Below are 22,064 nucleotides of genomic sequence, written 5' to 3'. Positions count from 1 at the left end.
ACAAGATGAGCGCTTTTTGTTGTGATGTTTCAATTATTTAGTCAGTGCTCTTAATTGAAATATCTTAAAGGAGAGGAAATCAACATTCTGTTAGCGTGGTAGCAAATCTTTATATTCTTTCCGAATCGTATCTAACATTTCAAGTTTCATCATTGATTGTTCACCCGTTTCTTTACCGACAGCGATAATAATATTTTCTACGAGAAACGTTGGCGCAATCATCGAATGAAACTCCCAAAGTTCGCCACGACTTGCAAATAGTAATATATCCGCAAGCATATTGAAATCCGATACTATGCTATCAGTTATGACGGTAGATTTCATGCCAAGTTTTTTTGCATGCTCTAGTAAGACACGAGATTCGGGATGAAGTTTCACAAAACCAAACATAAATAGGGCGTCATCATATGAGAAATGCAACAAAGATTCATATATTTCATGTCCACTTTTTGGCAAAACTTTAATGTTGAATCCAAAGCGTGATAATCGATAATTCAATAAGTTCCCTAAACCTTCAGATGGTCCTGGACTATAGATATAAATGGTTTTCGCCTTGGCGATTGACTGTACCGCTTTCTGAAAATCCTCAGCATTATTCTGAGCTAGTGTTAATTCTAAATGCTTTACACTCATTGTCATCATTTGCGCATGTATAGTTGTTGAACTAACTTGCTCCATAATATTACCTAATTTATTTGCAGGTGAAATATCCATCGTTTCCTTATAACTGTTTTTGTAATCTTTAAAGTTTTTAAAGCCTATTTTGCGCCAAAAACGAGAGACTGTAGCATTACTTATTTGTAGTGATTTGGCGATTTCATCTTCCGTATACATTAATACGGCCATCCCCATTTTTGCAATAAAATCAGCGATTGTCTTTTCATTTGGTGTTAAATGTTGATCTTCAAAAAGTATTTGATCCATTTTAAGCCTCCAATCTTTCTTCCATTTAAACATATTTTAAATAAAATGAAAATTATTTTTCATAATAAACTTAAATGAAAAAATATTTACATAACCTTTGCAATGTATCCATATTCCGTTAACAGTACTCCTATATATTGGGATTATTAAAAGAAGGAGGTAGAAAAAATGTCGATTCAGCGCCCGTATCAATTAACACAGTCACAAAAAATGATGGTATTCATGTTATCGATGTCACTATACGGATTATCAAACATGTTTACAGAATTAATTCCATCAGTACAATTAGGGTTTATCGAGTTATCTGTAGAATATTTTGCTTTTATTCCGCTAACGTTGTGTATATTGTTTCATCCTTTTTATGCAGCAATTGGGGCTTCACTTGGAGAAATTATTTTTGGTGAATTAATGCTTGGACAATTTGGTGGTATTGGAGAAGTAGAAAAATTTATTACCTTTTCGTTAGGCATGTATATTGCAGGAATTTTAGTGCGTAATCCTTTAAACCGTAGACAAGTTACATTTGCCGTCATTGCAGGGCTCCTTGTCCATCATTTATTAGGGACGATTGTGGATATTGGAAAAGTATGGGTTGGTGTAGATGAATTTGAGGCTGTCACAGGTTTAGCAGAAAGTATAGTCATTATTGAAGGGATCTCTCTTATAAATGACTTATTATTCTCAGGAATTTTATTCGCATTATTACCAACTTTATATTTAGTACCGCGCTTGTATGGGAAAATCGAACCGTTGTTAGGGATGAAACCACGTAACAAAAACATGACGTATACAATTGGAGCCATTGTTACACCTAAATTAGTCGTTGTCTCAATCATCCTTGCTGTGACGGCTATAGTTGCTGAATTTTTATCTGAAACAGATTGGGCATTTGGTGAATGGGAGCCTGACTTTTTAGCTACTTTCGGCGATTGGTTTATTTGGGTGCCAATTGCTTTATCCATAATTGTTACAATACTTGTACTTGTCATGATGCGCTCTAAATCAAAACGTAATACAAAGGAGCTTGAAAACCTTGGTTAAGCCGATTATTCAAGTAAAAGATGTGTCCTTCATGTATCCTGGCGCTGAAGATACAGTTTTAAAGAACGTCAATTTCACAGTAAATGAAGGCGAATTTGTTGCGATTATCGGAGGGAATGGCTCTGGTAAAACGACGATATGTAAAACATTTAATGGACTTATTCCTAAATTTTATGTAGGTGATTTTGAAGGGAAAGTATATGTTGATAACCGTGATACATCGCAATTTTCAGTCGCTGAGTTATCAAAAGAAATAGGGTATGTATACCAAGATTTTGAGAATCAAATTATGCGGCCAACCGTTCTTGATGATGCATCGTTTGTGCCGTTGAATTATGGATTGGCAGACTATAAAGAAAGAGGACGATGGGCTTTAGAAGTAACAGGATTGACTGCCATTGCGAATGAGTTTATTTGGGAATTGAGTGGTGGACAAAAGCATTTATTGGCGATTGCAGGTGTTCTTGCTATGAAACCTAAAATATTAATAGTCGATGAACCAGTGGCACAGTTAGATCCTCAACATGCAGAAGAAGTATATCGGGTGCTGAAAAATTTAAATGAACAATTTGGTATGACAATTATTGTAATTGAACATCATACAGAACTGATAGCAACATATTGTCAATCTGTAGTGTTGATGGATCAGGGCCGTATCTTGTGGAAAGAGCCTGTAAAGCTAGCTTTATCTAAAGTAGATGAATTAGTTAGTCGTAGTATTTACCCACCGCAAATTACACAAGCGTCGAAGTTGATGGAAGTCAATGGCGTAGCTGCTATAGAGCTACCAATGACTATAGAAGAAGGAATTGCACATTTTAGTAAGTTTTCGACAATCACTAAAACATCGTTAGCCAATAAATCTGACATCCAATTAAAACACAAAAAGAAAGCAGTCGTCCGTATGGAGCAAGTCTCTTTGCAATTCCGCAATTTAAAAAAGCAGAAAAAGCAAGTATTAAATAATATTAATACCACTTTTTTTGAAGGAGAGCGGATAGCGATTGTTGGTAATAATGGTGCCGGTAAATCTTCACTAATCAAGCTAATAGCAGGAATTGTGAAACCACATAAAGGTCAAGTAACCGTTTTAAATACATCGACAAATAATGCGAGTCCTGAAAAATTAGGTAAACATGTATCGTATGTTTATCAAAATCCTGAAGAAATGTTTATTGAAGATTCGGTAAAAAGGGAGATTGAGCTTTTCTTAAAGGCTAGAAAAGTGGAAGGTTACGAAAGCATAGTTGAAACGATTTTAAATGATTTCGCACTAATGGATTTAAAGGAAAGAGATGCGAGGCTTTTAAGTGGTGGTCAAAAAAGGAGAGTATCTTTGGCGATTGGTGCTGCTATGCAACCTAGTGTCATTTTACTAGATGAACCAACAGCGAATTTAGATATTGCCACGAAAAAGCATGTTGTTCATATGTTAGAAACATTAAAAGAGCATGTCAAAACTGTTATTATCGCTACTCATGATATGCAATTAGTGTCCGAATGGGCGACGCGAATTATCGTCATGCATAACGGTGAAATCATTGCCGATGGTAATCGGCATGATATTTTCAATAATCAAATGTTACTACAAAAAGCGGGATTAGTTATGCCGCAAATAGTTGAACTGAGTATGAAACTAGGTTTACCTGAACCAATTTATACGGTAGAAGACTTTTGCCAACAGTTCGCCATTCTAAAAAGTGAGGATAAAGCTTATGAATATATTTAATAGCATATCTGAAAAGCTTTCCTTGGAATATGTAAAAGGAGAACTATTGAAAACAGCCTATGGTAGTGGCGACACTTATTTAGGTCGATTAGACCCAAGGACACTTGTTTTCTGGTATTTATTTTTCGCAATTGTGCCATGGTTTATCCATAACGAAATGATATTAGTTTGCTTTTTACTGTTTATGGTGGGGATGACGATCTTAGCACGGGTAAGTCCTCTTATATTATTCATTTTATTTGTTGGTTTAGTAAGTGAAATAGCCGTATTATTTATCATCTCTTTATTCTTTGGTGGAGATTTAGCATCAATTGAACCTATGTTTTGGCTGACGATTAAACTTGCAGTTATTTCATTAGCAAGCGTAGCTGTATTTACGAGTTTGGATCCTGAAAAGTTTAGCGATGCACTAATACGTTTAGGTGTTCCTGTTCAAGTCTCATTTAGCGTTTCCTATTGCTATCGCATTTTACCTACTTTAATGGAAGAGTTTCATAAAGTAATCCTGTCGTATCGTTTACGTGGCAAAGCGCCTGAAAAAATGGGTTTTTTATATTGGCGCATGGGGGTTTATTACATGAAAATCTTAGTTTTATCATTTTATCCGCTTATTTTAAATGGAGCAAAGCGTTCAAGAACCACTATAGAAGCACTTGAAACAAAAGGGTTTAGTCATTCTACAAATAATTCAGAAGTAAAAAAGCTTAAGACGGCTTACTTTACCTTCAAGCGAAATGATTACTTTTTTATAGTCTTCTCCATATTTTATATTGGGTTCAGTTTTACATTAGGTATTTACTATTAAAAAGGATGTGCATTCATATGAATTTCGATTTTCACACACACGGTAAGCTTTCAAAAAAGGTTGAGTTTTCATTAGATTACTTTAAAAATATGGTGAAATCAGCGCAAGAGAATGGTCTTACTGCCTTCGCTTTAACAGAACATTTTAATACACGCAATTTCTTTGATGTCTATAACACTCTTGATGAAGTCTATCCTTACACACATAATTATTACTTAGTAGATAGTGTGAAGATTTTCCCTGGGATGGAAGTGGATATTCAAGAGGTGGGGCATATTTTAATTATAGCTGACAGAGCTATCATTCGCGAAATACGTATGATGTTAGAACCATATGTAGCAAAAGGTAGCTTTATTAAGTTTGCTCAGTTACTTGACCTTGTCGCGCCATACGAAGTATTAATTATTGGCGCACATCCGTATCGTAAAAGTACTCCTTTGTATAATCTTGATCCACTATTATTAAGTAAGCTTGATGCGTTTGATTTAAATGGGAAAGATTTATATTCAATGGGAATTAAAGAAAATTCGCAGCTTGTCTATCAATTTGCTAAAACATTAAATAAACCAGTTATAGGTGGAAGTGATACACACCACCTTTTACAGTATGGCTGTATTTATAATGAACTAGAACAAGAATGCTACACAATAAGTGACTTAAAGAAGGTAATTTTAGATGGTCGTTATACTATTCAAATTTCTAACAATTTGCTAGAAAAAGTAATGGAAGCGACAGAGCAAAAAGCAATTGAGAAAAAAATGATGGAATCAGCTACTATTTAATGAAAAAAATTAGAAAACAAGCTGTTGAGTTGTTGGTGGTGTGGAATTGCGTATCTGTATTACCATGTGTTAACTAAATTATTAAGGCTTGAAAAATTCGCTTAAAAACATTATTTCTGAAATTAAAAGGGTAGTTCACCTAATACTTTGGTGAACTACCTTTTCATAATTATAAGCACATCTGGTAAAAAAAAAGATGATAGATTGATTTAAGTAGAATTTATCGGAGAATATACGTGTACAAATGAAACTATTATTATTTTCCGGAAAATAAAATATTCTAATAATTTTGATTGTTGTATGGTAAAATTTATTTGGTACAGATGGTGTTATATAACAACATGAAGATAAATCAAATAGTTTTAATGTGCAAAAAATCGCTTATGAAAAAGGAGGGAAAATATTAAATCGAAGCGTTAACTCTTGATAGATTTGATGAAAGCGTATACAGTAGCTAAGGAGGAAGATGACTAAAAAACCTTTTGATTTGTAAAACATATGTAGTTAGCAAAACAATTGAAGTCAAAGCATTTTGCTATTCTGCTATGAATTCATTAGACGTAATTGTTTCGGTTAAAAATTATGTGTCTTTGCGTACTATACATACTTTAGCGTATGAAACATTCTGCCGAAAAAGTGAAAATTAGTTTAAAGGTACCTTATGAATGTTAGTGAATCATGTAAAATAGAGTCGATTGCGGGCTATTAGACTAAAAGTTCTAGGGCTTTTTAAATAAGCGAAGTTATGAAGTATCCATTATGTTAAATAAGCGATGGATAAATTATTTTCGTAGTAGCATACTAAAATTTATTCAGTTGACTTTATTTTAAACGCGATGCGCTTAGCAGAGTTGGCAAATGTATTGGCAAACCATTGCAATACCCCTGGAAATGGGGGCAAGGTCTTGGTTTTAATATATACAAATGACTTTATGGGCTGACTTCGCACTTTTTACTACTTTTTGATTAGTTTATTACTATAATATTGTAGTAGATATTTTATTCTTTAATTAGTTGTGATAGACTATTGTAAGTTTATAGTTGATACAGAAAAGGTGTGTGACTAGATTACACCTACATCATTTCTGCAAATCTTAAAATATAAGGATGGTAAAAATGAGTAACAGAGTAACTAAATCAGACGTCATCTTAATTGGTGCCGGAATTATGAGTGCGACTTTGGGGACAATGCTCAAAGAATTAGCACCGGACTGGAATATTACTGTGTTTGAAAAACTTTCAAACGCCGGTGAGGAAAGCTCTAATGAATGGAATAATGCAGGAACAGGGCACGCAGCACTGTGCGAGCTTAACTACACTTCTGAAAAACCAGACGGTACGATCGATATTAGCAAAGCAATTAATGTTAATGAACAGTTCCAGGTTTCGATGCAGTTTTGGTCTTATCTTGTAAAAAACAAGCTTATCCAAAATCCGCAAGACTTTATTATGCCATTACCACATATGAGTATGGTAAGAGGCGAAAAAAATGTTGAGTATTTGAAAAAACGTTATGAAACAATGTCAAATAATCCTCTTTTCAAAGGTATGGAATTTTCTGATGACCCAGAAAAACTAATGGAATGGATTCCTCTTATTATGCAAGACCGTCCAGCAAACGAGGCCATTGCTGCAACAAAAATTGACACTGGTACAGACGTAAACTTCGGTGCTCTAACACGTATTTTATTTGACCACCTAAAACAAAAAGATGTAGATATCAACTACAATCATAGTGTCGAAAGTATTAAGCGTACGAAAGACGGTTTATGGGAATTAAAAGTGCATGATAAAGATGGTTGTAAAATGGAGTACCATACAGCAAAATTCGTCTTCCTTGGTGCTGGCGGAGGTAGCTTAGAGTTACTACAAAAATCAGGCATTCCTGAAGGAAAACACATTGGTGGATTCCCTATCAGTGGATTATTTATGGTATGTAAAAATCAAGAAATTGTTGAACAACATCATGCTAAAGTATACGGTAAAGCTGCGGTTGGTGCGCCACCAATGTCTGTTCCACATTTAGACACTCGCTTTATCGATAACAAAAAATCATTATTATTTGGACCATTCGCTGGTTTCTCACCAAAGTTCTTGAAAACAGGTTCAAACATGGATTTATTTGCTTCTGTAAAACCGCATAATATTACTACTTTATTAGCGGCAGGAGTTAAAGAAATGTCATTAACAAAATACCTGATCCAACAACTTCTATTATCAAAAGATCAACGTATGGAAGAGTTACGTGAGTTTATCCCAACTGCTAAGAGTGAGGATTGGGATATTGTAGTTGCTGGTCAACGCGTACAAGTTATTAAAGATACTGAAGCAGGCGGTAAAGGAACATTGCAATTTGGTACTGAAGTAGTAAGTGCTGCTGACGGTTCAATCGCTGCTTTATTAGGTGCTTCACCAGGTGCGTCTACTGCCGTTCACGTTATGCTGGAAGTTATCAAAAAATGCTTCCCACAACAAGCAGAAGAGTGGGAGCCAAAATTAAAAGAAATGATTCCTTCTTACGGTATCTCATTACTACAAAACCCTGAGCTTCTTGAAGAAGTCCATGCTTCAACAGCGGAGGCACTTCGTCTAAACAAAAACTAGTTATTAAAAAATATGAACCTTTGATCCATTTTGGATTGAAGGTTCTTTTTTCGTTGGTAAGGGCTAGCATTGTGACATGAAATGAAATGGGGTTAGTATACCCTTGGTTTTCATGACATTTTTATTTTATATATCAAGAGACTCACATTAAAGGCAAAAAAAGTAGTTAGAATGAAAAGTATAAATGAACTAGCTTTAGTTGTAAACAAAATAATAATCCAGTATACTTTTTTGTAAGGAAAGTTTGAAAAGATTGTGAAAAAGGATGAGTATAAATGACATTTGAAGAAGTATTACCGCGTTTAAAAGCAGGCGAGAAAGTAATCCGTGAAGGATGGGGCGGTGCTGAATTATATGTGAAGCTTGTTGGACAAAGTGAGCATGACGGAGTAAATTTAAATCCCTATTTTTTAATCAATGTACGTGGTGAGGGCTATACGATGTTCACACCAACTGTCTGTGATTTATTAGCGGAAGATTGGAAAATCGTAAACTAAATTACCGTTTTTAAAGAGGGAAATAGTATGCTAGGTGTAACTTAGTATGCTATTTTTTTGATGTCAAAGTAACCTTCTAATAGAACAATGGATAAGCATAACAACTGGATTTTTTTATTAGTAGATTGCTTTTTTATAGAGGAGAGATGTTATGAAGTTTGAAGAGTATAATGGCAAGACAGTTTTTATAACGGGTGCGGCTTCAGGTATTGGGCAAGCTCAAGCCGTTGCATTTTTAGAAAATGGGGCCAATGTTTTCGGTTTCGATATAGATGAGCTGGGGTTATTGAATTTACAAAAGCAATACCCAGGATGCTTTGCTTATATGGTAGGTAGTGTAGATCAGAAAAATGATGTAGAGCTAGCATTTGAAAAAGTACTGGCGATGTTTAAGGAAGTGGATATTTTACTAAATACTGCTGGCGTTTTAGATGGTTTTGCAAAAACGCTTGATACTGATGAGGCACTTTGGGACAAAATTATGAATACGAATGTAAAGGGAACTTTTTTTGTAACGAATACAATATTACCCCATATGTTAAAACGCAAAGCTGGTATCATTGTTAATATGGCGTCTATTGCAGGGCTAATTGCAGGTGGCGGTGGTGCGGCATATACCGCGTCTAAACATGCAATTGTAGGCTATACGAAACAATTAGATTTAGACTATTGCCGTGAGGGAATACGTGCCAATGCTATTGCACCAGGTGCTATTCAAACTCAGATGACCAAAGCTGATTTTGAAGGCGATGGTGCAATGGCAAAATGGGTTGCCGACGAAACACCTGCAGGTCGTTGGGCACAACCAAGTGAAGTCGCGAATTTAACGCTTTTCTTGGCAAGTCATTCAGCTGATTATATGCACGGAGCTGTAATCCCGATTGATGGCGGATGGATAGCGAAATAGTGTTGTTCAATGTATCATTCTTCTGCTATAATACGCAAGTAAGCAAAATATAGCTTACACTACGGCACTTCAGTTAGGGCATCATGCTCTCTTCCTTTGGTCGTAGTTAGTACTAAAATAGCAGACTGCTATTTTACAAAGGAGAATGTAAATTGAATACATCTATTGTAAAAGATTCACCGCGAACTTCTGTAAGGGAACTTACAAAGGTAGCACTGGTCGCAGCCTTGTATGTGGCTGTAACTGTAGTATTGTCAGTTATTAGTTTTGGCGCAGTGCAACTACGTCTATCAGAGATGTTCAACTATTTGGCACTGTACAATAAACGCTATGTAGTAGCAGTAACACTAGGCGTAATATTAGCGAATTTTATGTCACCGACTTGGATACTTGATGTACCTATCGGCGGTATAGCGACATTTCTAGTATTAATTCTTTGTCGATCAGTAACGAAAAATATTAAGAGTGATAGTCGGAAAATAGTCATCACAGCATTGATTTTTGCACTATCAATGTTCACCGTTGCAGGGCAATTAACCATTCTATATGATCTGCCATTTTGGGCTACTTGGTTTACCGTTGGAGTCGGAGAGTTATTATCAATGACTGTCGGCGGAGTGACGATTCACTTATTAAATAAAAAAATAGATTTATCAAAATAAAAAACACATTCGCGAAAGCGAGTGTGTTTTTTTCGTGATTTGATAGCGATCGCTGATAGGAGCCCGCGAATCGCCGGTAGACTACCGTAACGATTTATTTAAAAATAGGTGTTTTTTTCAATAAAGCACAAACTGGTATGGCTACAATCATCCCGAGAATATTTTGAACTAAATCTCCAGGAATAGATGTTAATGGTGCAATCCAGTTAGCATATAAAATAGCTTCACCAACGTAATAAACAGCAATCATAAATGGAACTGAAATAATCATTGCAAAAAGATTAAAGGGAATGCTGTTTCCTTTGCGTCCATTCGACCAAGCGATTTTTCCTACAATATAGCCTTGCAAGCCACGAGCAACAAATGTAATAGGTGCCCACAACATCCAACCAGAAACGACGTCAAATAAACCCATGCCAATTGCACCTGCGATGGCTCCTTTTTTAGAACCAAAAAGAATAGATGCCGTAAAAAGCATGCCTGTTCCAAGATGGACCAATCCACCATTCGCTTTAATAGGTAGTTTAATATTTAATGTGAGTGTTGCCACGAAGACAAGTGCAATTAACATTGCCGATAGAATAAGATCAAAAGTTCGTGAATGTGAATAGCTTATTGTTTTTTGCATAGTTGTAAACCTTCCTTATTTTGCTTTATAGATATCAAAGAATAGTTGCGCAAAACCTTACTTTGTAAATCAATGTTGCATGCTAGGATAACCTTAGCAAAGGCTTGGCCTATTTAAAAGTATCAATTTTGCAAAAAAAATAGTGGTCAGTTTTTATGGAAATTCAAATAATAATTGTTGACATGGAGTAAACTCCATCTTTTAAAGTGAAAGGATAAAAAGAATGGAGTGATCCAATGATTATTATTACGTATGGATTAATCGGGGCATATGCACTATTAACAGGACTTGCAGGTTTGCTGCAGTGGAAAGAGAAAGGATATCAACGGAGATCATTACTCTTTGTCATATTATCCACGAGTATTCTCTTAACGATATGGATTCCGTACAAAGAATGGATACTTAAACTACTAATTCTCGAATTTATTATGCTTCATCTATTAGCTATTATAGAAGGATTGTTAACAAATAATAAGCTTAGATACAGTCACCATATCATTCGATTCATATTCCATTGTATACTGCTAATATTGGTTTCTAAATTTATGAAATATTAGGAGATAATTATGAAAATTAGCGAATTTGCAATATGTACTGGTCTTAGTAAGGATACAATTCGTTATTACGAAAAAATCAATCTATTACAACCGGAAATAAAAAATAACTATCGTGAGTATAATGAACATCACATTGAAATTATTAATACAATCCTTAAACTCAAGCAATCTGGTTTTTTACTGCAAGAAATTAAAATGCTTTTTCAATGGACTGACAATACTGATCAAAATCATCAATTGTCAAAAGTAGAAATCGACAATCTTCTACAATTAAAAAGATTATTTCAAAATAAATATGAACAAATGGTTCAAAAAGAAAAAGAGATAATACAAATAAAACAAGTATTAATGCGTGCTAATAGCAAACTGGAGCAGCTCTTAGAAAAGAATGACATGTAAAAAATTCTCTTCGTTTTGTGGTGAGATTAGAACGCAACGCTAACAAAATGCTAACATAATTTTCTCCTTCTTAAGCCAAACTAATATAAATGCTTTAGGAGGGTAACGTACATGCAAACTTATAATGCAGGGGATATTGTTTATATTTTTTATCGCAATCCGCATATTCAAGATGTAGCGAATATACAGGAGGCGGCAGTCGTGAATAATCCAGAAAATCCAAATGAATTAGCGCTCTTTCTGTTTGAAACGTACTATCCGTTAACAAATGACTTTGTTATTTTTAGAAGCGAAATGGATGCTGAGCAAGCGTATAATCAGTATTTTCATTAGGAGGTAGAGGATGAGAAAACCATTTACACCTCAGCTAGTCTATTTTGAGCCTGATGCGCTCGATTATCCACTAGGACAAGAATTGAAAGAGAAATTTGAGAAGCTGGGTGTGGAAATCCGTTATACGACATCTCATAATCAGGTGCGGAATCTCCCAGGTGAAAACGATTTGCAAAAGTATCGTATAGCCAAGTCAACGCTCGTCGTGGGTATCCGAAAAACACTGAAATTTGATACATCTAAACCGTCAGCAGAATATGCCATTCCGTTTGCAACTGGGTGTATGGGGCATTGTCATTATTGTTATTTGCAAACAACGATGGGCAGCAAGCCATATATTCGTACGTATGTGAATGTCGATGAAATTCTTGAGGCTGCAGATCACTATATGGCAGAAAGAGCTCCTGAAATAACTCGATTCGAAGCATCTTGTACGTCAGATATTGTAGGGATTGATCATTTAACACATACGTTGAAGAAAGCCATCGAGCATTTTGGTCAAAGTGAACATGGGTTGTTGCGATTTGTAACAAAATTCCATTATGTTGATCATTTATTAGATGCCAAGCATAATGGTAGGACGAGGTTTCGTTTTAGTGTTAATGCGGATTATGTCATAAAGAACTTTGAGCCCGGTACATCTCCTTTAGACTTGCGCATTGAAGCGGCTGGAAAAGTAGCAAGGGCGGGATATCCACTTGGCTTTATTGTCGCACCGATTTATCTTCATGAAGGTTGGGAGGAAGGGTATTACCATATGTTTGAGCGTCTTGATGCTGAATTACCACAAGATGTACGGGATGATATTACCTTTGAATTTATTCAGCACCGCTTTACAAAGCCAGCGAAAAGAGTCATTGAAAAAAATTATCCAATGACGAAATTAGAATTGGATGAAACAGCTAGAAGGTACAAGTGGGGCAAATATGGGATTGGCAAATATATTTATCAAAAAGAGGAAGAGGAAGACATTAAAGAACATCTTTACGGTTACATGAAGAAATTTTTCCCCAATGCTAAATTAGAATATTTTACGTGAAGACATACTGTAGCAGTAGTTTAATTCTATGAGTTTGCCTAATCTCGACACACCATTGTTTTTGGTGTGTTTTTTAAGTTCATGTTGCTTCGTATAATCTTAATGTTGATGGTAACGCTAACAGTGATAGTAAAGAAAAGGGGGAGAAAACACCATGTATTCATTTCAACCAAGTTGTTGGTCAGAACATGGAGAGCTTACGGCTGTGATGCTTTGTGCACCTTCCAGTTTAGATGTGCCGGATTTAAAAATAGCAGAAAATGTGCAATGGAGCGCACCTGTTTTACATGCACGAGCAATGGAGAATTTCATGGAGCTGAAGGGCACATTACAGCATGCAGGCGTGCAAGTAATTGATTACTCAACGGAACTATTAGCAGACGCACAGCAGCTAAGCGAACAACTTCTAAATCGTTATTTTGTGCGTGATCTTGCATGTGTATTTGGCAATCAAATGCTGTCAGGTGAAGCAGGTAGTTCTATTAGACGTCCTGAATATGGACATGCCCATACATTACTTGAAAAGTGGTTTCCTCAAAACTTTAAAGCATCTAAGGAAACTGGCGATGTATTGGAGTTTGGGGATGTGATGGTATTGAATAAGGATGCAGTGCTGATCAATATTGGCGTACGGACAACTAAACAGGGTGTGGAACGTGTGAAGCAAAGAATATTTGAAGCAGGATTTTCTGAAATTGGCATTATCGACTTGCCTCGGAGCTCAGACACACTCCACTTAGATATGAATTGTAATGTTGCTAACGAAGATGTTGTAATAGCGAAAAGCTTTATGCGATATTTTCCTGTATATGTTATGACAGCAAGTACAACACGCTTTGATATGACGGAACAATTTTTTAATCGTCATGGCTTCGATATCTATTGGCTAGAAAAATATAATACGATTCCTGATATCAATTTTTTAAATTTAAATCCTGAGACTTTGTTAGTTAGTAAAAAAGCTACAAAACAGCAATTTAAAAACCATCCAAAATTACAAAAGAAAAATATAGTAGAAATTGAAGTGACAGAACTTGAAAAAGGCGGTGGTGGTATTCGCTGTATGACATTACCATTGGTGCGGAAATTGTAAGAGGGGTGATCGAAATGGAGTCAAAAACAAGCAATGGCCAAATGTCTTGGTGGCAGTTGTCTTTATTAGGCGTAGGTTGTACATTAGGGACAGGTTTTTTTCTAGGTACAAGCATGGCAATTGCCAAAAGTGGGCCTGCTGTTTTAATTCCATTTTTATTAGCAGCCATTGGAACGTACCTTGTCTATGATGCACTTGTGAAAATGTCTGTTGCGAATCCAGATAAAGGCTCATTTCGTACTTATGCTAAACAAGCATTTGGCAATTGGGCTGGCTTTAGTAATGGATGGGTATATTTGATTTCGGAATTATTGATTATGGGTAGTCAATTAATGGCATTGGGGATTTTTAGCCAATTTTGGTTTCCTGCCTTACCGCTATGGATGACGGCATCTGGTTTCGGTGTACTTGGTTTGCTCATTATACTTACTGGAATGAAAGGCTTTGAAAAGTTTCAAAATATATTCGGGGCGATGAAGACAGCTGCTGTCGTGATGTTTATCATAGTTGCTGTCGTCCTTCTAATAAAAGGAATAAATAGTGAGCCAAAGCAAATAAATGCTTTTATTACTAACTTTCAAGTTTTTTTTGCTGAAGGAGTAAAGGGCATTTGGCTTGGACTCCTGTATGCATTTTTTGCTTTTGGTGGCATAGAAGTGATGGGGCTTCTAGTAATTGACTTAAAAGATCCAAAGCAAGCACCGAAAGCTGGAAAAGTGATGATTATCATACTGACAACGATTTACCTAATTGCCCTCGTATGTGCGCTTGCATTAGTGGGATGGGAAACATTTTCAATAAATGAAAGCCCGTTCATTACCGCCCTTACAGATTTTCACATACCATATGTAGCAGATATAATAACCGGCATTTTAATTATTGCTGGATTTTCCACGATGGTTGCTTCCTTGTACGCAGTGGTAACGATTTTAACGGCTTTAGCAGAAGATCATGATGCGCCATCGATATTAGCGAAAAAAGGGAAAATGAAAGTGCCGCTACCTGCATTTCTTTTTCTAACAGTTGGTTTAACCATCACCATTGTGATAGGCTTTCTTATTCCAGAAAAGATTTTTGAATATTTAATAACGGCAGCTGGGTTAATGTTAATTTATAACTGGCTTTTTATATTAGTGACGTATGCAAAGCTAATGACATTAACGAAATGGCAACATGTAAAAAATGTTGTTGGGATGCTATTAATAGCGGTAACCGTTTCGGGTACATTAGGTGAAAAAACAAGCAGACTCGGTTTTTACATAAGCGTGCTTTTCATAGTCATCATTGCTGTTGCGACATTTATTGTTATGAAAAAACGGAGCAACAATAGCTCCGCTTAATTATTTCTCTCTTTTGGAAAGGTTAATTGAAGATTTCCCCTTAGAAATGGACATGTGGAGGGACTATGCTCATCGTCGCTTAAAAAATATTGTTTCCATTCATAATTGTCTTTTTGACCATACCATTTTAAGTCTGGATGACCTGGAATGGCGTCATACAGATTGATGCGCTTTCTTATTAGCCTTTTTAATTTTTGGCCAAGGACAGTTGTATCATTAATGTCTTCAAACACCCAGCGTGGTTGAAAGGCCATAAGCAATGTTGAAAAATGGCGACTTTTTCGAAGTTGGTGGGCAGGTGTTGCACAAAATACAAAGTAAGGCTCCCCATCAAAACAAAATTCCCATGTATGAACAGAAGGATCGGAGGGAATTTCTCTAGGCCATTCTTCTTCATCAAATGCAGAAACGTTGTTTAGCACTGTCCAAAATAGGGCTCTATAATCCTCCACCTCATAATTTTCAAGCATATCCTTTGGCGTTTCGAAAAAAATAGCATGTGAAGTATATTTTCCAGCAGATCGTGCGCAGTATCCATATTCCTTTAAGCAAGTTGCTAACGCTTTCGCTGATTGTAGCTCTCGGGGATCTCCGATAAAGCTGAAGCGTAGTTGATTCGATAAAAAACCTGTTCTAGCAGGAATACAGGGGAAAGTATTTGCTTCATCTGCAATCATTAAAGAAAAGTCTTTAAAGGCGTTCTGTTGCCATAAAGGAAGAGATGGTAAATGTTGATCAAGCCAATTTTTTTCAAATACTACACCCACATTAGTCACCTCCTTTATACATCATTAGACTATTAAAGGAGGGGCTAATCGGTGACGAATTATTAGGGATTATTTCTAACTAGTTGCCTTAGCACGGTATATTGCCATTTACATAAATGTGATAAATCCAAGCAAACTCTTTCCTGTACAAGCAGAATAACGATAAGAGGTTGTGAAACAATGAACTTTAGTGCATGGGCAGGTGAAAATTGGTGATATCTTTTTTAAAATTTAAAGTATGGAAACCAATTGTTGAATTACATTGTAAATAAACAGGTATTCTATATTTAAATAATACGAATAATTTCTGAATTATTTAATTATTATATATTTTTAACTTTTGTTAATTTTAATGATTTGATAAGATAAAAGTAATATATAACATAAAAATATACGGGAGGTCTGTACTATGAAGTTTCGTTCAATTCTTTTAACATCAGTAGTTATTCTTGGTCTTTCAGAATCGTTTTGGAAATGATTCTATTACTTGGGTTGGAAACTTCAATGTTTGGACAGTAACGGGTAGTTATGCTAATCCATCTCTTCGAATACTTAAACCAGTAAATACTTCTTGGCACGATGAAGCTCGATTATCAGCACAATTTAACATGATTTTTGAAATAGGCTCCTTTAATAGAAGTCTCTCTTTCTACGTGGGTAATAATAGAACCGGCTGGGGATGGAATTCGTATTATTAATATTAAGTAAATTTATAAATTAAAATTTTTTTAAAAATGAAGAGTTGGTATACTCCTTTATCGTCAATAAAAAGGAAGGCTTTTCCTATGTTAAAAGGTTGTTATATTTAAAATCGTCAGCAATGGATTTACAAGCCTTCCTATATTAAATTAAGACTTATTTATCGATTTCAATTTGATGAGTTATAAGTCAATAATCGCAACTAAACTATTTGAAAATTGTAATTATTTAAGCTGCCCTCGTCATCGCTTCTTTATTCTTTGATATACAAAAGTTAAAAAAGGAGAGAATTTTAATAATGCCAAAATTACTTGTTGGAGATATATTTGCATTTTTTGCTACATTAGTCGCAATTTCAATGCCACTAACAATTATTGGTTTATTAATCTACATAGCTAAACTAATTAAAAACCTTGAAAAAAGGTGACCTCAAATCAAATTGCATTTGAGGTCACACTTATAGTCTGTCCTAACAATTAACGGAAGTAAATCATGCGTCTTAAAGCTTACCTTGTTGTTTAAAAACCTTCTGCTGCAAAATATCTAATGCGTGCTTAATTTCTTCTAAATCTTCTTCTGAAACATCTTGAATAAGGTGTTGAAAACGGACTTCAATACATCGAAATGCCTCATCCATCATTTGTTCCCCATCTTCGGTAAGGCGCACATAATGTTTTCTGCGATCCTCTGTATCACTCATTTTTTCAATTAAATTTTTCTCTTGTAGTTTCTTAAGCTCTCGACTTGTATTCGGTAACGACATTTGCTGACAATCACTAATTTCAGTAGTCGTAACAGGCTGGCTTACTTTTATATGTTCAAGAATTTTATATTGAACAGGGGTAATGGCGTCCGTTTTAACGTTTTGTGTTAACTCATTTGTTACTTGATGAACGGTTGCTGTAAAAGTAACAAATTGATTGAATAATGCATTCTTGTCCAAATATCTCACCTCTTACTGACAAGATAACAAATAACTTATCTTAAAACAATTATCATTTGACAACTAAATAAGTATTGCGTATTATTTACTTATCAAATGATAAGTAATGGAGGCCGTTATGAAAACATTAATTATTTATACGTATCCAAATCATCAAAGTTTGAATTATTCTTTTTTGCAGGAAGTTGTTAAAGGGTGCAATGAAAATCCGTACATAAGTGAATTACGAGTGGTTGATTTATATGAAGAAAAATTTGATCCGATTTTACACTTTAATGAACATAGACGACGACGTGATATGTATCGTGATCCAAAACTAGAGAAATATAGAGAACAAATAACTTGGGCAGATAAGATTGTTTTTGTTTATCCAATTTGGTGGGGAAGACCGCCAGCAATGCTTTTAGGCTATATTGATCAATTATTTGCATCCAATTTTGCCTATAGAGATAAAAAGGGATTGTTTCCTGATGGTCTCTTAAAAGGGAAGTCAGTCGTTTGTGTTTCGACTATGAAAGGCCCTACTAAATATCCGCTTTTATGGTTGAATAATGCTCACAAAGTATTGATGCGAAAAGCATTGTTTAATTTTGTAGGAATTAAGAAAGTGAAGTTTTTTGAATTTGGGAATATGGAAAGTAAAAAGGGAGGACAACAGAAAAAGTTAGCAAAAGTTTATCAGTATTTTAGACAAGTAGCGTGTTAGAAGAAGCGAAAGAGCATAGGGGGTGAACAACTTTCACATCCTTTGCTCTTCCTTATTTGTAGCAACGCTATCTAAAGGGAGTGTTATCAAAAATTTTGTTTGTTCAGCAAGTTTACTTTGGACAGTAATAGTACCCTTATGCATGTCAATAATTTTTTTTACAATGGATAAACCTAGTCCGCTACCTCCGTTTGTAGCGATTCTTGATTGATCTGCTTTATAAAAACGTTCAAAAATATGCTTTTGCTGCTCATCTGTTAAGCCGATGCCGTTATCACGAATGCTTACCATCACTGTGTCATTTTGGGCGGTCATCAATATACGGATTTGTCCATTATTTTGTGTGAATTTGATGCTGTTACTGAGTACATTCATCCACACTTGGTTCATTAAGTCTTCATCAGCCTTAATCGTTATGTTTTGTAATTGAATATCAATATCAATCTGTTTTTCTAACCAATTAGGCTCAAGAGCTAAAACAACATTACGCAACTGTTTATCTAGTCGATAGTACTTCGGTTCAAATGGATGGTGCTGTGATTCTAATGACGTTAGCTTTAATAAATTATCACTGATTTTTGATAGACGATGACTTTCCATTTCGATAATGGCTAAATAGTGCTGACGTTTCTCTTCAGTTAAATCCATATTTTTTAATGCCTTTGCAAAACCATTAATAGATGTGAGAGGCGATTGAATTTCATGCGAAACATTTGAAATAAATTCTTGACGCATACGCTCTAATTCACCTAATTCAACAGCCATATGATTAATCCCACTAATTAGTTGGCCAAAATGATCATTTTCATCATCAGACATTTTATCTAACTGTACATTGAAATCTCCTTTAGCCATTCGTCCAATGGCATCAACAATCGTATCCCAATAATTGTGCTGTCTTTTTAAACCGATTAAAAAAATGCAGGCGGCAGTGCAAGCAAATAGTACAAATACACCAAGAACTGTAGTTAATTGTCGCCAAAAACCTTGAAGATGTATGTCCACCCGCTGAAATAGCAAAGAAGTTACGTGGAAGGAAATAAAGGCAAATAATATATTCGCTAACAGAAACATGATAAAAATCATTAGGAGCTTAAAGAAAAATTTCCAATATTTCATAGTGCTAATTCCAAGCGATAGCCAAGTCCACGAATCGTACGGATTGAGAAGCCACTTTTTTCTTCAGGGAATCGTTCACGCAATCTTTTAATATGAACATCTACCGTACGTTCATCGCCTTCATAGTCAAATCCCCAAATTTCTTCAATTAGCTGCTCACGGGAAAATGTCTTTCCCGCATAACTTGCTAATGTAAATAATAGGTCGAATTCCTTTAGGCGTAACGTAGTGCTTTCACCGTCATACAATAGTTCATATGTATGGCGATTCATCTTAACATATCCGATTTCAATCGTTTGAGAGAGCGCAATACGATACCGTTTTAAAATGGATTTAACGCGAACAATTAATTCAACAGGCTCAAATGGTTTGACTAAATAATCGTCTGTCCCTAGGTTAAATCCTTTCACCTTCTGTGCTGTTTCACCTTTAGCGGTTAGCATCAAAATTGGTAAATCACTGTTGAATGTCCGGATTTCCTTGCATAATTGCCAACCGTCCATTTTAGGCATCATAATGTCCATAATCACCATGTCGACTTTTTCTGTATCCAATTTGGACAGTGCATCTACACCGTCCAATGCTTCGATTACGTCAAAACCTTCATTTTGTAAAAATACTTTTACTAATTCTCTAATATGGTCATCATCATCCACAACTAATAGTTTTGTCATGATAACAAATCCTTTCGTCCTTAATCTTTAATGCGCAATTGTTGCTTAGCAAACTCTCTATACATAACGTGTGTTTCAAATAATGTATCATGTGTCCCACAGCCTGTAATATGGCCTTTCTCTATGAATAATATTTGGTCGGCATCTACGACAGTAGAAAGACGGTGGGCAATTACGAGTGTTGTTCGTCCTTGCATTAAATTATCCAGTGCTTTTTGTACGTAGATTTCTGAATTACTGTCAAGGCTAGAAGTCGCTTCATCTAGCATTAAAATTTGAGGATTGCGTAACAAGGCTCTAGCAATCGAAATTCGTTGTCGTTGTCCACCTGAAAGCTTAATTCCTCGTTCGCCGACTTCGGTGTTAAATTTATCTGGCAGTTCATTGATAAATTGATCAGCATAGGCCATTTTCGCCACTCTTTCTAGTTCCTCGTCTGAAACGTCTCTTGCAATCCCATAACAAATATTTTCACGAATCGTTCCTGATAGAAGCGCACTTTCTTGTGCGACATAGCCAATTTGATTTCTCCATGAATGAAGAGAAAATGTATCAATCGGTGTATCGCCAAGTGTAATCAAGCCATTTGTTGGTTGATAGTAGCGTTCTAACAGCGCAAAAGTCGTCGTCTTTCCGCCGCCACTCGGCCCGACAATGGCTGTCACTTTACCTGGTTCAATTGTAAAGTTGATGTTAGATAAAATGGGCTCCTCACCATAGGCAAAGTCAACATTTTGGACATGGATTGGTTCATTTACAGCATCTAATTGTCGTCCTTCATAAATATTTTCTTCGTCATGCTCAAGTAAAGCACTGATTCGTTCTGTTGCCCCCATAGCTTTTTGTAGCTGGGTAAAGAACATCGTTAATTGCGTCATTGGCATAATGATTTGAATTAAATATAGAATAAAGGCAACCATATCACCAGCTGTAAGTTCACCAGATGAAACACGAACACCGCCATAGCCAATGATTGCTACAAGTACGCTCATTAGTATGAATGAAATTAAAGGTGAAATAAGTGCATGGATTTTTGCTTCTTTCAGACCGAAATTAAATAGATTAGTAATGCCTTTTTTGCCACGTTCATATTCGATGTTCTCAGCATTTGAAGCTTTTACTAAACGTGTTTCAGGTAAAACTTGATTGAGAATAGCTGTAAATTTAGCGGTTTCGTCTTGCATACCTTTTGAAATGACAAACATACGCTTTCCTAATAACATTAAAATAATCATTGCGAGAGGAACAGCAATGAGCATAACTAATGTCATTTTCCAATCTAAAAATAATAGAATGATGACAGAACCGACAATTGAAATAACACCTGTTAAACAATTTGCAAGATGTTCAGTAATTAGCTCTTTCACTACAGCTGTGTCATTTGTTACACGACTTAACGTCTCACCAGTATCGTTATCATCATAATAAGGGATTGGTAAATGAAGCAATTTGCGCCATAATTGATCTCTCAATTTTGCTACAACCTGATGGCCAACACGATTTAAAAAATAAATGGAAAGTCCGCTCGCAATGGCTTGTACGATAAAAGCAATTCCTAGTAAAATAATTTGCCAATAATTAAGGGATTGTAACGAAAAGCCATCTACTAATTTTTTAGTGAACAGTGGCACGATAAATCCTACCCCAGTGGTCGCTATACTCATACATAAAGCGATTATTAGCAAAAGCATCGGTGGCTGCGCCTGTTTTACAAGCCCCACAAAGCGCCGCCAATTTTTTATTGGTACTTCTTTTGTTGTTGTGTTATTCATTAATAATTATCCTCCTTGATTACGGTAAACAATAGAATCATTGT

23 protein-coding genes are annotated in these 22,064 nt (G+C 35.5%); 16 read left to right on the top strand and 7 right to left on the bottom strand.

The annotated features are described in order from the left end of the window. Positions 1-90: 90 nt before the first annotated feature. A complete protein-coding gene (locus ACIQXJ_RS10595) occupies positions 91-924 on the bottom strand; it encodes a MurR/RpiR family transcriptional regulator (protein ID WP_403053117.1) in 834 nt (277 codons plus the stop codon). A gap of 168 nt (positions 925-1,092) precedes the next feature. On the opposite strand from ACIQXJ_RS10595, the gene ACIQXJ_RS10590 reads away from it, so the two are divergent. From ACIQXJ_RS10590 to ACIQXJ_RS10555, 8 genes are all read left to right on the top strand, one after another. Beyond that, the gene (locus ACIQXJ_RS10590; RefSeq protein ID WP_403053114.1) at positions 1,093-1,965 is read left to right on the top strand and encodes a DUF8171 family membrane protein; all 873 of its coding nucleotides are present in this window, start codon (positions 1,093-1,095) and stop codon (positions 1,963-1,965) included. Further along, the gene (locus ACIQXJ_RS10585) at positions 1,958-3,694 is read left to right on the top strand and encodes an ABC transporter ATP-binding protein (protein ID WP_403053111.1); all 1,737 of its coding nucleotides are present in this window, start codon (positions 1,958-1,960) and stop codon (positions 3,692-3,694) included. The genes ACIQXJ_RS10590 and ACIQXJ_RS10585 overlap by 8 nt, the downstream gene beginning before the upstream one ends. Next, entirely contained in the window at positions 3,681-4,499 is an 819-nt protein-coding gene (locus tag ACIQXJ_RS10580; RefSeq protein WP_403053108.1) for an energy-coupling factor transporter transmembrane component T family protein, read from the top strand. The genes ACIQXJ_RS10585 and ACIQXJ_RS10580 overlap by 14 nt, the downstream gene beginning before the upstream one ends. 17 nt (positions 4,500-4,516) lie before the next feature. Continuing rightward, positions 4,517-5,281 (top strand): PHP domain-containing protein, encoded by a 765-nt coding sequence (locus ACIQXJ_RS10575; protein WP_403053104.1) that lies wholly within the window; start codon positions 4,517-4,519, stop codon positions 5,279-5,281. Between the two features lie 1,116 nt (positions 5,282-6,397). After that, positions 6,398-7,885: a malate:quinone oxidoreductase gene (locus ACIQXJ_RS10570; RefSeq protein ID WP_403053102.1), complete on the top strand. Its 1,488-nt coding sequence runs from the start codon at positions 6,398-6,400 to the stop codon at positions 7,883-7,885. 275 nt (positions 7,886-8,160) lie between these two features. Beyond that, entirely contained in the window at positions 8,161-8,382 is a 222-nt protein-coding gene (locus ACIQXJ_RS10565; protein ID WP_340825109.1) for a DUF2829 domain-containing protein, read from the top strand. Positions 8,383-8,533: 151 nt separating this feature from the next. Then, the gene (locus tag ACIQXJ_RS10560; protein ID WP_403053099.1) at positions 8,534-9,289 is read left to right on the top strand and encodes a 3-oxoacyl-ACP reductase; all 756 of its coding nucleotides are present in this window, start codon (positions 8,534-8,536) and stop codon (positions 9,287-9,289) included. 152 nt (positions 9,290-9,441) lie between these two features. Next, positions 9,442-9,951, top strand: a complete 510-nt coding sequence (locus ACIQXJ_RS10555) for a QueT transporter family protein (protein ID WP_403053096.1) — start codon at positions 9,442-9,444, stop codon at positions 9,949-9,951. Between the two features lie 94 nt (positions 9,952-10,045). Here the strand turns inward: ACIQXJ_RS10555 and ACIQXJ_RS10550 are convergent, their stop codons facing one another. After that, a complete protein-coding gene (locus tag ACIQXJ_RS10550; RefSeq protein ID WP_403053093.1) occupies positions 10,046-10,579 on the bottom strand; it encodes an ECF transporter S component in 534 nt (177 codons plus the stop codon). Positions 10,580-10,815: 236 nt separating this feature from the next. Here ACIQXJ_RS10550 and ACIQXJ_RS10545 point away from each other — a divergent pair, with 236 nt between their 5' ends. The 6 genes from ACIQXJ_RS10545 to ACIQXJ_RS10520 all read left to right on the top strand — a co-directional run bounded on the left by ACIQXJ_RS10545 (position 10,816) and on the right by ACIQXJ_RS10520 (position 15,340). Then, on the top strand, positions 10,816-11,136 hold the full coding sequence (locus ACIQXJ_RS10545; protein WP_403053090.1) for a hypothetical protein: 321 nt from the start codon (positions 10,816-10,818) through the stop codon (positions 11,134-11,136). A gap of 9 nt (positions 11,137-11,145) precedes the next feature. Then, positions 11,146-11,535 (top strand): helix-turn-helix domain-containing protein, encoded by a 390-nt coding sequence (locus ACIQXJ_RS10540; protein ID WP_403053087.1) that lies wholly within the window; start codon positions 11,146-11,148, stop codon positions 11,533-11,535. A 111-nt stretch (positions 11,536-11,646) separates the two neighbouring features. Continuing rightward, entirely contained in the window at positions 11,647-11,868 is a 222-nt protein-coding gene (locus ACIQXJ_RS10535; protein ID WP_401008143.1) for a transcriptional regulator SplA domain-containing protein, read from the top strand. Between the two features lie 10 nt (positions 11,869-11,878). Beyond that, positions 11,879-12,907 (top strand): spore photoproduct lyase, encoded by a 1,029-nt coding sequence (splB, locus tag ACIQXJ_RS10530; protein ID WP_403053084.1) that lies wholly within the window; start codon positions 11,879-11,881, stop codon positions 12,905-12,907. A gap of 154 nt (positions 12,908-13,061) precedes the next feature. Then, on the top strand, positions 13,062-14,000 hold the full coding sequence (locus tag ACIQXJ_RS10525) for an arginine deiminase family protein (RefSeq protein WP_403053081.1): 939 nt from the start codon (positions 13,062-13,064) through the stop codon (positions 13,998-14,000). A gap of 14 nt (positions 14,001-14,014) precedes the next feature. Continuing rightward, complete coding sequence (locus tag ACIQXJ_RS10520; protein WP_403053078.1) at positions 14,015-15,340, top strand: amino acid permease; 1,326 nt, start codon at positions 14,015-14,017, stop codon at positions 15,338-15,340. Here ACIQXJ_RS10520 and ACIQXJ_RS10515 read toward each other — a convergent pair. Continuing rightward, positions 15,337-16,107: a YqcI/YcgG family protein gene (locus ACIQXJ_RS10515; protein WP_403053075.1), complete on the bottom strand. Its 771-nt coding sequence runs from the start codon at positions 16,105-16,107 to the stop codon at positions 15,337-15,339. The genes ACIQXJ_RS10520 and ACIQXJ_RS10515 overlap by 4 nt on opposite strands. A 997-nt stretch (positions 16,108-17,104) precedes the next feature. On the opposite strand from ACIQXJ_RS10515, the gene ACIQXJ_RS10510 reads away from it, so the two are divergent. Next, complete coding sequence (locus tag ACIQXJ_RS10510; RefSeq protein ID WP_403053072.1) at positions 17,105-17,233, top strand: hypothetical protein; 129 nt, start codon at positions 17,105-17,107, stop codon at positions 17,231-17,233. A gap of 72 nt (positions 17,234-17,305) precedes the next feature. Here ACIQXJ_RS10510 and ACIQXJ_RS10505 read toward each other — a convergent pair whose 3' ends face one another. Further along, a complete protein-coding gene (locus ACIQXJ_RS10505) occupies positions 17,306-17,749 on the bottom strand; it encodes a MarR family winged helix-turn-helix transcriptional regulator (RefSeq protein WP_403053069.1) in 444 nt (147 codons plus the stop codon). Between the two features lie 118 nt (positions 17,750-17,867). On the opposite strand from ACIQXJ_RS10505, the gene ACIQXJ_RS10500 reads away from it, so the two are divergent. After that, a complete protein-coding gene (locus ACIQXJ_RS10500) occupies positions 17,868-18,455 on the top strand; it encodes an NAD(P)H-dependent oxidoreductase (RefSeq protein WP_403053066.1) in 588 nt (195 codons plus the stop codon). Between the two features lie 33 nt (positions 18,456-18,488). Here the strand turns inward: ACIQXJ_RS10500 and ACIQXJ_RS10495 are convergent, their stop codons facing one another. From ACIQXJ_RS10495 to ACIQXJ_RS10485, 3 genes are read right to left on the bottom strand one after another with little or no spacing between them, the layout of a single operon-like run. After that, positions 18,489-19,574, bottom strand: coding sequence for a HAMP domain-containing sensor histidine kinase (locus tag ACIQXJ_RS10495; protein WP_403053063.1), 1,086 nt, complete (start codon positions 19,572-19,574; stop codon positions 18,489-18,491). After that, positions 19,571-20,248: a response regulator transcription factor gene (locus ACIQXJ_RS10490; protein ID WP_403053060.1), complete on the bottom strand. Its 678-nt coding sequence runs from the start codon at positions 20,246-20,248 to the stop codon at positions 19,571-19,573. The genes ACIQXJ_RS10495 and ACIQXJ_RS10490 overlap by 4 nt, the downstream gene beginning before the upstream one ends. A gap of 20 nt (positions 20,249-20,268) precedes the next feature. Then, positions 20,269-22,020: an ABC transporter ATP-binding protein gene (locus ACIQXJ_RS10485; protein ID WP_403053057.1), complete on the bottom strand. Its 1,752-nt coding sequence runs from the start codon at positions 22,018-22,020 to the stop codon at positions 20,269-20,271. Positions 22,021-22,064 lie beyond the last annotated feature (44 nt).

The sequence above is a fragment of the Lysinibacillus sp. NPDC097868 genome, assembly GCF_044761135.1.
Taxonomy (GTDB): Bacteria; Bacillota; Bacilli; order Bacillales_A; family Planococcaceae; genus Lysinibacillus.
The sequence above is the reverse complement of the archived record's forward strand: the minus strand, read 5'-3'. Positions and strand labels throughout refer to the sequence as shown.

What these genes read in the sequence shown, in the direction of transcription:
- ACIQXJ_RS10595 (WP_403053117.1), bottom strand. Translation starts at nt 924, where the DNA reads ATGGATCAAATACTTTTTGAAGATCAACATTTAACACCAAATGAAAAG.
- ACIQXJ_RS10590 (WP_403053114.1), top strand. Translation starts at nt 1,093, where the DNA reads ATGTCGATTCAGCGCCCGTATCAATTAACACAGTCACAAAAAATGATG.
- ACIQXJ_RS10580 (WP_403053108.1), top strand. Translation starts at nt 3,681, where the DNA reads ATGAATATATTTAATAGCATATCTGAAAAGCTTTCCTTGGAATATGTA.
- ACIQXJ_RS10575 (WP_403053104.1), top strand. Translation starts at nt 4,517, where the DNA reads ATGAATTTCGATTTTCACACACACGGTAAGCTTTCAAAAAAGGTTGAG.
- ACIQXJ_RS10570 (WP_403053102.1), top strand. Translation starts at nt 6,398, where the DNA reads ATGAGTAACAGAGTAACTAAATCAGACGTCATCTTAATTGGTGCCGGA.
- ACIQXJ_RS10565 (WP_340825109.1), top strand. Translation starts at nt 8,161, where the DNA reads ATGACATTTGAAGAAGTATTACCGCGTTTAAAAGCAGGCGAGAAAGTA.
- ACIQXJ_RS10560 (WP_403053099.1), top strand. Translation starts at nt 8,534, where the DNA reads ATGAAGTTTGAAGAGTATAATGGCAAGACAGTTTTTATAACGGGTGCG.
- ACIQXJ_RS10550 (WP_403053093.1), bottom strand. Translation starts at nt 10,579, where the DNA reads ATGCAAAAAACAATAAGCTATTCACATTCACGAACTTTTGATCTTATT.
- ACIQXJ_RS10545 (WP_403053090.1), top strand. Translation starts at nt 10,816, where the DNA reads ATGATTATTATTACGTATGGATTAATCGGGGCATATGCACTATTAACA.
- ACIQXJ_RS10540 (WP_403053087.1), top strand. Translation starts at nt 11,146, where the DNA reads ATGAAAATTAGCGAATTTGCAATATGTACTGGTCTTAGTAAGGATACA.
- ACIQXJ_RS10535 (WP_401008143.1), top strand. Translation starts at nt 11,647, where the DNA reads ATGCAAACTTATAATGCAGGGGATATTGTTTATATTTTTTATCGCAAT.
- splB (WP_403053084.1), top strand. Translation starts at nt 11,879, where the DNA reads ATGAGAAAACCATTTACACCTCAGCTAGTCTATTTTGAGCCTGATGCG.
- ACIQXJ_RS10525 (WP_403053081.1), top strand. Translation starts at nt 13,062, where the DNA reads ATGTATTCATTTCAACCAAGTTGTTGGTCAGAACATGGAGAGCTTACG.
- ACIQXJ_RS10520 (WP_403053078.1), top strand. Translation starts at nt 14,015, where the DNA reads ATGGAGTCAAAAACAAGCAATGGCCAAATGTCTTGGTGGCAGTTGTCT.
- ACIQXJ_RS10510 (WP_403053072.1), top strand. Translation starts at nt 17,105, where the DNA reads ATGCCAAAATTACTTGTTGGAGATATATTTGCATTTTTTGCTACATTA.
- ACIQXJ_RS10500 (WP_403053066.1), top strand. Translation starts at nt 17,868, where the DNA reads ATGAAAACATTAATTATTTATACGTATCCAAATCATCAAAGTTTGAAT.
- ACIQXJ_RS10495 (WP_403053063.1), bottom strand. Translation starts at nt 19,574, where the DNA reads ATGAAATATTGGAAATTTTTCTTTAAGCTCCTAATGATTTTTATCATG.
- ACIQXJ_RS10490 (WP_403053060.1), bottom strand. Translation starts at nt 20,248, where the DNA reads ATGACAAAACTATTAGTTGTGGATGATGATGACCATATTAGAGAATTA.
- ACIQXJ_RS10485 (WP_403053057.1), bottom strand. Translation starts at nt 22,020, where the DNA reads ATGAATAACACAACAACAAAAGAAGTACCAATAAAAAATTGGCGGCGC.